Origin of the sequence: Luteibacter sp. OK325 (assembly GCF_003050935.1) — a bacterium.
Classification (GTDB): domain Bacteria; phylum Pseudomonadota; class Gammaproteobacteria; order Xanthomonadales; family Rhodanobacteraceae; genus Luteibacter.
In genome coordinates this window covers 340,635-352,661 of the sequence record NZ_QAOX01000002.1, presented here as the reverse complement: position 1 = coordinate 352,661, position 12,027 = coordinate 340,635, and the positions used below count along the sequence as shown (strand labels likewise).

At 62.3% G+C, this 12,027-nt stretch carries 8 protein-coding genes; 6 read left to right on the top strand and 2 right to left on the bottom strand.

Features of this window, described 5'->3' with window-relative positions:
* Positions 1–20: 20 nt before the first annotated feature.
* Entirely contained in the window at positions 21–1,490 is a 1,470-nt protein-coding gene (locus C8J98_RS05395; RefSeq protein WP_107912596.1) for an MFS transporter, read from the bottom strand.
* Between the two features lie 249 nt (positions 1,491–1,739).
* Here C8J98_RS05395 and C8J98_RS05390 point away from each other — a divergent pair, with 249 nt between their 5' ends.
* The 6 genes from C8J98_RS05390 to C8J98_RS05365 all read left to right on the top strand — a co-directional run bounded on the left by C8J98_RS05390 (position 1,740) and on the right by C8J98_RS05365 (position 10,931).
* Complete coding sequence (locus C8J98_RS05390) at positions 1,740–2,753, top strand: LacI family DNA-binding transcriptional regulator (protein WP_107911668.1); 1,014 nt, start codon at positions 1,740–1,742, stop codon at positions 2,751–2,753.
* A 169-nt stretch (positions 2,754–2,922) separates the two neighbouring features.
* Positions 2,923–5,448, top strand: coding sequence for a glycoside hydrolase family 3 protein (locus tag C8J98_RS05385; protein ID WP_233260156.1), 2,526 nt, complete (start codon positions 2,923–2,925; stop codon positions 5,446–5,448).
* A 320-nt stretch (positions 5,449–5,768) separates the two neighbouring features.
* On the top strand, positions 5,769–8,198 hold the full coding sequence (locus C8J98_RS05380) for a TonB-dependent receptor (RefSeq protein WP_107911666.1): 2,430 nt from the start codon (positions 5,769–5,771) through the stop codon (positions 8,196–8,198).
* Between the two features lie 165 nt (positions 8,199–8,363).
* The gene (locus C8J98_RS05375) at positions 8,364–9,920 is read left to right on the top strand and encodes a tryptophan halogenase family protein (RefSeq protein ID WP_107911664.1); all 1,557 of its coding nucleotides are present in this window, start codon (positions 8,364–8,366) and stop codon (positions 9,918–9,920) included.
* A gap of 81 nt (positions 9,921–10,001) precedes the next feature.
* Positions 10,002–10,283 carry a DUF2282 domain-containing protein gene (locus C8J98_RS05370; RefSeq protein ID WP_107911662.1) on the top strand — a complete coding sequence of 94 codons (282 nt, stop codon included), beginning with the start codon at positions 10,002–10,004 and terminating at the stop codon, positions 10,281–10,283.
* A gap of 111 nt (positions 10,284–10,394) precedes the next feature.
* Positions 10,395–10,931, top strand: coding sequence for a carboxymuconolactone decarboxylase family protein (locus C8J98_RS05365; RefSeq protein WP_107911660.1), 537 nt, complete (start codon positions 10,395–10,397; stop codon positions 10,929–10,931).
* A gap of 144 nt (positions 10,932–11,075) precedes the next feature.
* Here C8J98_RS05365 and C8J98_RS05360 read toward each other — a convergent pair whose 3' ends face one another.
* Positions 11,076–12,026 (bottom strand): AraC family transcriptional regulator, encoded by a 951-nt coding sequence (locus C8J98_RS05360; RefSeq protein WP_107911658.1) that lies wholly within the window; start codon positions 12,024–12,026, stop codon positions 11,076–11,078.
* Position 12,027: the final 1 nt, after the last annotated feature.

Below are 12,027 nucleotides of genomic sequence, written 5' to 3'. Positions count from 1 at the left end.
ACACCCCGATAAATGCGTCCCTAAGCTCGGCCTTCCGGCTCGGGCACGTACAGAGTGCACAGACCTGCGATGAGCAAGCTAACCCCGCCCATACCAAGTGCCCAGATGGGCTGGTTGTGAAAGCACAGCCGCAGTAGTAGCCCGAGGACGCTGGCAGCGAGCACCTGCGGAATCACGATGAAGAAATTGAAGATGCCCATATAGACACCCATCTTCGCGGTTGGCAGGTTGTCCGAAAGCAGTGCATAAGGCAGCGATAAAATCGAGGCCCAGGCAAAGCCGACACCTACCATCGAGGCGAGCAGCCAGCGTGGATCGCGGATGTACAGGAACGACAACAAGCCTGCGCCACCAAGGCACAGGTTCACCACATGACTGATGCGCAGGCCCCATCGACGCACCATCAGCGGGATCACCACCGCGGCCAGTGCCCCGAATCCGTTGTATGCGGCGAACAGCACGCCAACCCAGTTGGCCCCTTCGTTGTAGGCGGATGAGCCGGTATCGGCAGTTCCGTAAATCGTCTGAGTCACACCCGCAGTGGTGTAGATCCACATCGCGAACAGCGCGAACCAGGAGAACAACTGCACACCGGCCAGTCGCCGCATCGACTCGGGCATGCCGAAGAGGTCGCCCGTGATCTCGCGCAACATCCCGCGGCTGCGGGTGCGGCTGAGCCAGGTGAGCAGGAGGCCAAACACGATCAGGCCGCCGGCCAGGAGGTAAACCTCCTTTTCGAGCGCGAAATGACTGATCGCGAACAAGACCGCGGCGCCAGCCAGCAGTAGTAACAAACCGGGTCGCCCGGCCTTCGACACATCCACCGACGGCCCTTCGGGCACGTTGTCGGTGAACGCATGCAGCTGTGCAGGCGGGTACTCGGGCGTGGTCAGTATGGTCCAGAGCACGGCACCCAGTAGTACCGCGCCACCGACGTAGAAGGCGTACTTCACCGTATCGGGAATGCCTCCGTCCGCCGCCACGTTGGCGACGCCGAACCGGGCCAGTACCCAGGGCAGGATGGAGGCGACCACCGCACCGGCACCGATAAAGAAGCTCTGCATCGCGAAACCAGCGGGACCTTGTCGCGTGGGCAGTTGATCGCCCACCAGGGCGCGGAATGGCTCCATGGACACGTTGATCGAGGCATCCAGAATCCACAGCAAGCCGGCAGCCATCCACAACGCCGGCGCGTTCGGCATCCACAGCAGTGCCAGCGAGGCGAACACGGCTCCGGCCAGAAAGTACGGCCGGCGTCGGCCCAGGCGGTTCCAGGTGCGATCGGAGTAGTGACCGACGATCGGTTGCACGATCAGCCCCGTGAGCGGCGCGGCGATCCATAGGGCGGGGATGTCATTTACGTTCGCGCCCAATGTCTGGAATATCCGACTGACATTCGCGTTCTGAAGTGCGAGGCCGAACTGAAGGCCCAGGAAGCCGAAGCACATGTTCCATATCTGCCAGAACGAGAGTGCGGATCGCTGCGTCATCGGTGCCTGACCTTCTGGCAGGCGACGTCGTTCCGCGAGGCCACGCCCGTCGGCGACATGCTCAGCGCGCACGAAGCGGGTCTGCACTGTGGTTGATCCAGGTCATCGGTACCTCCTCCAGTAACCGTTATGTCATGACCCGGCGCAACCCGCATGCTGCGGGCGCAGCATCGACGTCGTTGGTTGCCCTTGTAAGGCGAGGGTTCTGGCGGCATAGTCGATCGACAGTGTGATCACAGCGGAGAATCCATGCGGGTACGCCTCGAAGATGTGGCGCGCGCAGCGAGCGTATCGCCCAAGACGGTGTCGCGCGTGCTCAATGACGAGGCCAACGTGACCGATGCCACGCGCCAGCGCGTGCGTGCGGCCATGGAGGCGATGGATTATCGCCCCCATCCGTCGGCACGCAGCCTGGCGGGCAATCGCTCGTTCCTGGTAGCGATGTTGTACGACAACAACGATAACCCGTCCTCGACCTATCTGGCCGAAATTCAGGACGGCGTGCTCGAGGCTTGTGACGCGCATCGCTATAGCATGATGGTGCGGCCGCTACGCATGCGCGACGGCGACTTTATCCGTCGCCTGGATACGCTGATTTCCGACCATCATCCCGACGGTGTCGTGCTGACGCCGCCGATTACCGACTATGCGCCGCTGCTGAAACGCCTGCGTGAGCATAAGGTGCCCTATGCCAGTGTGTCGCCATTGCGGCGCGGAAAGACCCTGGGCGTGACGATGGATGAGCAGCACGCCGCGCGTGCGATCGTGGAGCATCTGCTGGAGCTGGGCCATCGGCGGATCGCTCACGTAATCGGCATCGCCAATCATGGCGCCAGCCGCTGGCGGTTGGCAGGCTATCGAGAGGCCATGGCCGCCGCGGGTTTGCCCGAAGATCCGGCGCTGGTGGTGCAGGGCGCTTTCACGTTCGGCTCGGGTGTGGAGGCGGCGCGGCAGCTTTTTTCCCTGGCGGAGCGACCGACGGCGGTATTCGCTGCCAATGACGACATGGCCACCGGCGTGATGTGGGCGGCGGGCGAGTATGGCCTGAAGGTACCTCACGACCTGTCGGTCTGTGGTTTTGACGATACGCCCCTTTCGCGCCAGCTCTGGCCGGCGCTCACCACTGTTCAGCAACCCAGTCGCGAGATGGGGAAGATCGCGGCCGAGCAGTTGCTGACCGAGTTACGCGGTCACGGCACCGGTCGGCTCGTACAGATGCCTTTCTCCCTGCAGATCCGCGGCTCCACAGCCATCGCACCCTGAGACCGCTCGCTCACCGGATGGGCAAAGGTCGTGCTGCAACGCAAATTGACAGCGCTGTCATTCCTGCCACCATGCGGCTCGGAAGCGTACCGCCGGTGCGCCAGCCTGGAGCTTTGACGTGCCACTGCTGCAGCGATCGAGCCTGTTTTTGCGACCCCTTTCCGTAGCGCTGTCTTTTGCCGGCGTCGTGCTGGCGACCGTTCCAGCCACGGCGGGCGAGGCCACCATCGTCCATCCCGAACAGTGGCCCCAAGGCGAATCGCCGCTGCCGCCTGACCCCGCGATCGAAGCCCGGGTCCGGGCTCTGCTGATGAAGATGTCGGTGGAGGACAAGGTCGGCCAGATGATCCAGGCCGACATCAAGTACGTGACGCCGGACGATGTGCGCGAGTATCGCCTTGGCTCGGTTCTGGCCGGTGGCAATTCCAAACCGCCCGGGCAGCCGTACCCCATTGCCACCCAGTGGCAGGCGCTGTCCGACGCGTTCTACCGCGCTTCCATGGACACATCGCGCGGAGGGCTCGCGATCCCGGTGCTGTTCGGTATCGACGCCGTGCATGGCCATAACAACCTGGTCGGCAGCACCCTTTTCCCGCAGAACTCCGCGCTGGGCGCCACGCGCGATCCGCAACTGATCCACGACATCGGTGAGGTCACCGCACAGGAACTGCGTGCCAGCGGCATCAGCTGGACGTTCGCGCCCACGCTCACCGTGCCACAGGATGTGCGCTGGGGCCGTTCCTACGAAGGTTACTCGCAGAATCCGGCGCTGGTGGCGCAATACGCCGCCGCGGTGGTCGGTGGGCTGGAAGGCAAACCGGGCACTTCCCAATTCCTCGACGCCGGGCATGTGATCGCTACCGCCAAGCATTTCCTCGGCGATGGCGGCACCCACGACGGCAAGGATCAAGGCGACGCCCAGATCAGCGAGGCGACCTTGCGCGACATACACGCAGCAGGCTATCCGCCCGCGATCAAGGCGGGTGTGCAGGTGGTGATGGTCTCGTTCTCCAGCTGGAACGGGGTAAAGATGGCCGGCAACAAGTCCCTGATTACCGGCGTGCTGAAGGAGCGCATGGGCTTCGACGGGATCGTGCTGGGCGACTGGAACGCGCACGGGCAAGTGCCCGGCTGCACCAACGAAGATTGTGCCGCGGCATACAACGCCGGACTGGACATGCTGGAGGCGCCTGACTCGTGGAAAGGGATTTACAAGAACACGCTGGCTGAGGTGAAGCGCGGCGTGATTCCGATGAGCCGGATCGACGACGCGGTGACTCGCATCCTGCGGGTGAAGATGCGTCTGGGCATGTTCGAGGCGGGGTTGCCATCGGCCAATGCACTGGCAACCAGGTCGGCGGAAGTGGTCGGGAGTCCTTCGCATCGTGCGGTTGCGCGTCGGGCCGTACGCGAATCGCTGGTGCTGCTGAAGAACAACCACGGCGTTCTGCCGATCGATCCGCGCAAGCATGTTCTGGTTGCCGGTGATGGCGCCGACAACATCCCCAAACAGAACGGCGGCTGGACGCTGACCTGGCAGGGCACCGGTCAAACCAACGCGAATTTCCCGGGAGCCACCTCCATCTGGGCGGGTCTCCAGGCACAGGTAAAGGCGGCTGGCGGCAGCGCCGAACTGTCGGTGGAGGGCGACTACAAGCAGAAGCCCGATGTCGCCATCGTGGTGTTCGGCGAGGACCCGTACGCGGAGTTCCAGGGAGACCGCGCGAACCTGGCATACCATCCGGGCAACGATCACGACCTCGACCTGATTCGCAAGCTACGCGGGCAGGGCGTGCCCGTGGTGGCGGTGTTCCTGACCGGCCGGCCGCTATGGGTGAATCGTGAGATCAACGCCGCTGATGCCTTCGTGGTGGCATGGCTACCGGGCAGCGAAGGCGAGGGCATCGCGGACGTCCTGCTACGTGCCGGTGACGGTCGTATAGCGCACGACTTCCACGGCAAGCTGGCCTATGCGTGGCCACGTAGTGCGGTGCAGGTACCGGTAGCGGCCATAGCGAAGGGTGAGCATCCGCAGTTCCCCTATGACTTCGGCCTGACCTATGCCGCTAGCGCGAAGACCGGCAAGTTGCCTGAGGATCCGGGCCTCGTACTAAGCAGCGAGCAGGCCGGCGTCTACTTCACCCGTGGCAAGCCGTCACAGGATGTCGTGGTGCGCCTGACCGGCGCGGACGGCGTGGCCATGAATGTCGCCGCCGCCCCAGCCGCCACGCCAGACGGCAGCCTGCATTTCAGCGCGCTCGACTATAAAGCGCAGGAGGACGCGCGCAGCCTGAGCTGGTCCGGTACCGGTGTCGGTGCGGCAAGCGTTGAACTGGTTGCGCCCGCGCCACTGGATGTGGAGCGTGAAACCAATGGTGATGTCTTGCTGGTGACCACGTTGAGGGTCGATGCCCTGTCAGCAGGAGATACCTCGACCCTTGGCATCGGCTGCGGTGCCGGTTGCAACGCCCAGGTGCCCGTCGGAGAGCAGCTTTCTACCTTGCCTAAAGGACAATGGCTGCGTGTGGGCATTCCGTTGAAATGTTTCCGCGATGCCGGTGCGAACATGAGCAGGATAGATCGGCCCTTTGAATGGTCCAGTCACTCCGGCGCGCAGATTGCCATCACTGACGTGTCACTGGGCACGGTCGCGGACCGAACCTTGTCGTGCCCGCCTCACGGGGACAAGCCATAAAGGTCGAGCCGCTGTTCTGAATTGCAAATGGACACCGTCTTCGTGGATCGGACGCCAGGACGCCTATTTGCTCTGCACCAATTTAGAGTCGCTGAAGGGCTCTGCTAGCGGTGCGAGGTCGTGCAGCATGAGTTTTTGAATGCCTTGATGACATGCTGCCCTGCGGCAAGCATTCATCGCAATGGAGCTCTATTATCCAGCAATGACAGCGCTGTCATTCGGGGTTGATGGCGCATCAGGGGAGTTGGGAAATCTTTGTCATGGCCGCCGCGTGCGGCGGACATCACTGATCCGAACGATTGATCGATGGGGAGAGTCAGATGAATCTGCGTCACAAGATGTTGTATGTCGCCATGTCACTCGCGTTTGCGCCGGGCACGCTGTTTGCTGCGGATCAGGACGCGACAGTGCAAAACGCGCCCTCGAAGAATCCAGAGGCTGCCGACAAGAAAGTCCAGAATCTGGATGCCATTTCGGTCAGCGCGACCAAGCGCGATACGCCGCTGCAGAAGACGCCGGTGGCGGTCACGGCGATCTCCGTCGACACGCTCGACCGAGAGCGCGTCATGACGGTGCAGGACCTGACCAAACTGGTACCCGGCCTGCAAGGTACATCGCAGGGCGATCATGGCGTCGTGACGCTTACCTTGCGCGGCATCGGCAATGACAGCGCCAAGACCGAATACGCCGATCCCGAAGTCGCCACCTTCGTCGACGGCGTGTACGCACCACGTGCCGAGGCTGCGTCGGGTCTGTTGCTGGATATGGACGGTGTCGAAGTGCTGCGCGGCCCGCAGGGCACCCTTTGGGGCCGCAACTCCACCGCCGGCGCGATCAGCTTCCAGACGGCCAAGCCGGACATCGGCGCGGGCTTTTACGGCAATGCGCAGGTGGAGGCGGGCAACTACAACCAGATCGGCTCTCGCGCCGCGTTCAACCTGCCCATCAGCAACACCTTCGCCATGCGCGTCGCCGTGGTTCACGAGCAGCACGATGGCTACGTCGATTACCAGGATCCGTCGGGCCAGCTGCCCAGCGTGGCACAGCAGCAGCAGACGTACCTCGCCTCCGGGGGCACGGCGGCCAACTTCAAGCCGATCGACCCCGGTCAGTACGTGCAGAAGGGCGACAAGTACAACGCTCAGGATCAGTCCGCCGCACGCGTCAGTGCGCTGTGGCAGCCGAGCGACTCGTTCAAGTGGAACCTGTCTTACGAGTACTTCATCGATCGCGGCACGCCCAGCATGAGCCTGATGCAGACGCCGCGGGAGGGGGAGAAATTCTGGTCCACGCTGAGCGACACCGCGCCCTATCTGCACCGTACGTCCAACACGGTGCGCAGCCGCATGGACTGGAACATCACCGACGGCATGCAGCTCAGTTACATCGCCGGCTACAACAAGTACTCGGGCCAGAGCGACTTCGACCAGGACGTCGGTGTCAGCGTGCCCACCAGCTTCACCACCAATGGCGTCTACCAGGACGATCGCACCAACAGTTCCCACTACAAGAACTGGAGCCAGGAAATCAACCTGAAGTCCACCGGGCCACAGACCGTGGACTGGATCCTTGGTGCGTACTACGGCTACGAAAACAACGACATCCGCTTCGACATCCCCATCATGAACGGTACGCGCTACGGCACCGTGAGCTGGCAGGGTTCCTTCATCCAGCCGAAGGAAACGGTGGAGTCGTACGCATTGTTCGGCCAGGGCACCTGGCACATGAGCGACCACTGGCGCCTCACCGGCGGCCTGCGCTGGTCGCATGACGACAAGGAGAACAAGGGCGGCATCAACTGGGGCTGGGCGTACGATCCGACCGTGCCGCAGCTGCCGATCTCGCCGGACGTGTATCCGGATCCGTCGAACGGCTTCAGCATCTCGCAGCGGAACACCGCCAAGTACAGCAAGAGCAAGCCGACCTGGCTGGTACGCCTGGATACCGACGTGAGCGAGAACGGCATGGTCTACGCCAGCGTGTCCACCGGCTACAAGTCAGGTGGTACGCAGGACGCGGGCACGCTATACAAGCCCGAGAGCCTGACCAACTATGAAGTCGGCAGCAAGTTCGCCTTCCTCGATGGCCACATGACGTGGAACACGGCCGTCTATTACGAAGACTTCAAGAACTTCCAGCTTTCCGCGCCCATTGTTTATCCGGACGGGAACCATGGCCTGGGCTTCTCCAACGTGGGCGGCAACACCAAGGTGCTCGGCTTCGAGTCCGAGCTGGCGTATCAGCAGGTGGACGATCGCTTCAACCTGATCTTCTCGGCCATTCCGAAGAAGAAGCTCGGTACGCTGATCTATGCCGGTTCAAACGACTACCAGGGCCTGCCGGCATGCCCGCCGGCGTCCAACCTCGCCAACTGCATGAACGTCACCGGCAACGATCTGCCGCATGCGCCGGATGTGTCGCTCACCGCCATCTACGAGCACACGTTCCACCTTGGCAACGGCGGACGCCTCACGCCTCGCGCCAGTGCGCAGTACCAGAGCTCGCAGTGGCTGAGCTACTTCAACCTGGGTTCGGGCGACAAGCAGAAGGCGTACGTGCGTGGCGACCTGTCGCTGCGTTACAGCGAGCCCGGTGACAAGTGGTGGGTCAACGGGTACGTGCAGAACGTGACCGACAAGAAGACCCGCACCAGCGCCGGCCGTTTCCTGATGGCCGACAACTCGCTGCAGTACGTGTCGCAATACCTCGCGCCGCGTACCTATGGCGTCCAGGTCGGCGTGTGGTTCTGAAGTAATACAGGGCGGCCCGCATGACGCACGGGCCGCCTGACGTTTGCCGTCCTACCGGCGGTGCTCGCAGGAGTGTCGCCTATCCCCTCCCGGGAATGGCTTATTTGCCGGGTTCGCGTGGGGCGGCCCGGCGTTTTTTTCGTGTAACACCGGCGGGAACACATCATGGCGCGTCTGAAGAAGGTGTTGGTCGTCGGTGGCGGCACCGCCGGTTGGCTTGCAGCGTGCTATCTGGCCAAAGCGGTCAACGCGTTCGATCCGCGGAGCGTGCAGGTACATCTGGTGGAATCGCCGGACATCGGCCTGCTTGGCGTGGGCGAAGCCACGTTTCCCTCGATTCGCGGCACACTGGCAGCCATCGGCATCGACGAGCGCCGCTTTCTGGTAGGCGCCACCGCGACGTATAAGCAGGGCATCCACTATCGCCATTGGGTACGGCCGCCAGGCACACCCGGAGCGGATCACTTCTTTCATCCTTTCAACGCACCCAGCCAGCGCCCGGGTGGCCCCGAGCTGTTGCCGTACTGGCTGCTGGGTGCCGCACCGGAAGGCATGTCGTTCGCCGACGCCGTGTCGATGCAGAGCGCGCTGGTCGATCACGCGCGCGCCCCCAAGCGCGCAAGGGATGCGGACTATCAGGGGCCGTTGAATCACGCCTTCCACTTCGATGCCGCCTGCTTCGCACGCGTGCTCGCCGAGCATGGCGAGCAGACGCTTGGCGTGGTTCGGCATGTGGCGACGGTGGAGCGCGCGGAGCTGGACGAACACGGCGCCATCGCGCGCGTGGTGACGAAGGAGGAGGGCGAGCTCACCGCCGATCTGTACGTGGACTGCACGGGACTGCGCAGCATGCTGATCGGCAACGTGATGCAGTCCCCGTTCCGCAGCCGTGCGGACGTGCTGTTCGCTGATCGCGCCGTGGCCATGCAGGTGCCGTACGAAAGCCCCGATGCACCGATCCCCTCATACACCATCTCCACCGCTCAGGAGGCGGGCTGGATCTGGGACATCGGATTGCAGAAGCGGCGCGGTACGGGCTATGTCTACTCGTCGCGGCACACCACCGACGATCGTGCCGAGGAAGTTTTCCGGCGCTATGTGGGCAGAGCAGGGGAGGGACTGAAGGCCATGCATATCAAGTTCGAGACGGGATACCGTCCCGAGCACTGGCGCAAGAACTGCGTGGCGGTGGGCCTGGCCGGAGGATTCGTCGAGCCGCTGGAATCCACGGGCATCGCACTGATCGAGCTGGCGACCTACCTGCTCACGCACCTGTTGCCCAGCGACACGGACAACATGGAAAGTGCGGCGCGTCATTTCAACGAGATGATGGTTGCACGCTACGACCGCATCATCGACTTCATCAAGATGCACTATTGCGTGAGCCAGCGGCGTGACTCGCCGTTCTGGATCGACAACGCCGACGTCGCCAGCATTCCGCAGACCCTGCAGGAAAAGCTCGCGAAGTGGAAGCAGCGTCCGCCACACAGGCTGGATTTCGTTTCCGACCTGGAAATGTTCATGACCTCCAGCTGGCAGTACGTGCTGTACGGGATGGAATTCAAGACCGACCTGGAGCCTGTGCGCAGCGCCTATCCGGACATGGAGGCGGCGCGCCAGGAGTTCACGATGATTCGGCAAGCGGCCGCTCGGGCGCTTGACGATCTGCCGGACCATCGAGAGCTTGTTGAACAGCTGTGCCGCGAACATAACTGCCGGTAGCCCAGCGCATGTAACCGACCATCGCGCTCGGACGAATGACCTCACGAATACGGACATTGTGTCCGAGCGTCTGGAGACCTCATGAACCATCGTTCCGTCACGTCATTGGCCTTTGTCGCCGCCTTCCTCGCCGCTGGCGTGGCTCATGCACAAGAGCATGCCCCAGCCGTCAAGGCTTCAGTGGAGAAATGCTGGGGTGTCGCTAAAGCAGGCCAGAACGATTGCTCCGCCGGACCGGGCACCATCTGCGCCGGCACGGCCAAGGCGGACTACCAGAAGAATGCCTGGATGAATGTTCCTGGCGGCACGTGCACCGCCATCAAGACACCCAAAGGCCATGGATCGCTGACGAAGGTTGGCTGACGGATCTATGGTAGATGAGTCTTTAGAGCATGTAAGTGACACCCGGAAACATTCGTCATCCCATTAGTTCCTCGTAGATTAGCCGCTACCCAAACTACGAAGAACATTCCCATGTCGCGCATTCACACCCCCCCGGTAGAGTCCGCCACCGGGGCTGCTGCGGAAATCTATGCCCAGATCAAGAAGGCCTCGGGATCAGTTCCCAACACCTTCGCATCCATCGGCGCACATGGCCCTGCTGCACTGAAGGCAATCCTGCAAGCCGATGGCGTGTTGGCTTCTGGCAGTCTGAGCAAACAGGACCAACAGACCATTAAGCTGCTTGTCAGCGCCGAAGCCGGATGTGACTACTGTGTCGCCGCATACACCATGCTTGGCGAGCTGAGTGGCCTGAAACCGGATGTACTCAGGCAGATTCGCAAGAAGGAGCTTACAGATGACGACAAGCGGAACGCGCTGATTCATTTCGTGCGCGACCTGGTGACGACAAGCGGCATAAGTTCGCAAGCCGAGTTCGATGCCATCAAAGAGGCAGGCTATACCGACGAACAACTCGTGGACATAAGCCTCGCGATCACGGTGGCGTCGTTCACCAACGTCTTTAATCGAATCAACGATACCGCTGTAGATTTTCCGTCTGTCGATTAAGGTTTTCCTGAACGGGCTTTTGCCCGGCGAGGGATGCCTTGAGTGCGGTATCCCTCGTGTTTTTCAGCCAGGCGAGTTCCACTGGATAGCTTCCGGGCCCATGCTGGTTTAAGTGACACTCTTTGGTGTCGCTTCTTCTACCGGTTAAACGGAGTCAGTCTTCTTTCTCCAGCGAGACGGGGTTACGCCCATGCGCAGCTTGAAAGCTCGCTGGAAAGCAGCTTCAGATTGGTAACCCACGGCTTCGGCAATGCCTGCAGTAGAGACGGTCGTGGCCCGTAGTTCGTTAGCCGAGACCATCATACGGATGTCCGTTAGCAATTCACTGGCCGACATGCCGAGCTTTTCCTGGAACAGACGGACGAACGTCGCTCGCGACATGTTGCACTTCGCTGCAAGAAGCGGAAGCGTCCAGGGATGGCCAGGGTCGTGAAACATCGCATCCAAAGCCGGGGCGAGTCGAGGGTAGCCCGCAAGGGCGAGTAATCCGGGTGGGACTTCTCGTGACTCACTGGCAAAACGTAAGGTCAGGGTGAACAGCGCGGTCGACAACGCATCGAGCATGGCGCGACCACCCAGATGGTCAGCGCCGCTTTCCGCCTGCATCAGGGCCATGAGGCCGTGTAGCGCGGCGCCGCTCTCGTTATCGGACGTTGTAGCCATGCCGCCGGTGTGAATAATCAGGCGCGCCGGAAGATACCGTCGTAAAAGCCGGGCGTGTGGCGGCATCAGTACAAAGCGACCACACAACATATCGAGGCGCTCCCCGTCTCCAGCGTTGTGGCTGAACACCAGGTTGGCCGCGACGCGACTCGACGCGGGCTTCGGTCGAGCGCCGCTACGATCGTGCAGCGAGTGCGCCTCGCCGTTGGCGATAAGCAGAATGTCGCCCGGCTCCAGATGTTGAGGGCTCATTCCGCTGGGCTCGACCAACGAGGCCGCCCCGTCCAGGACGATGTGATAGGCCATTTCGCCCTCCGCAAACGCCTCCTGATCGATGCGCCAAGGTGCTCCGTATTGGCAACGCAGATCGAGCTGACCGCGCACGGGAGTCATTTCTAGCAAGCGGCTTAACCAGTCCAGGGGCGGAGACATC

What these genes read in the sequence shown, in the direction of transcription:
- C8J98_RS05395 (WP_107912596.1), bottom strand. Translation starts at nt 1,490, where the DNA reads ATGACGCAGCGATCCGCACTCTCGTTCTGGCAGATATGGAACATGTGC.
- C8J98_RS05390 (WP_107911668.1), top strand. Translation starts at nt 1,740, where the DNA reads ATGCGGGTACGCCTCGAAGATGTGGCGCGCGCAGCGAGCGTATCGCCC.
- C8J98_RS05380 (WP_107911666.1), top strand. Translation starts at nt 5,769, where the DNA reads ATGAATCTGCGTCACAAGATGTTGTATGTCGCCATGTCACTCGCGTTT.
- C8J98_RS05375 (WP_107911664.1), top strand. Translation starts at nt 8,364, where the DNA reads ATGGCGCGTCTGAAGAAGGTGTTGGTCGTCGGTGGCGGCACCGCCGGT.
- C8J98_RS05370 (WP_107911662.1), top strand. Translation starts at nt 10,002, where the DNA reads ATGAACCATCGTTCCGTCACGTCATTGGCCTTTGTCGCCGCCTTCCTC.
- C8J98_RS05365 (WP_107911660.1), top strand. Translation starts at nt 10,395, where the DNA reads ATGTCGCGCATTCACACCCCCCCGGTAGAGTCCGCCACCGGGGCTGCT.
- C8J98_RS05360 (WP_107911658.1), bottom strand. Translation starts at nt 12,026, where the DNA reads ATGTCTCCGCCCCTGGACTGGTTAAGCCGCTTGCTAGAAATGACTCCC.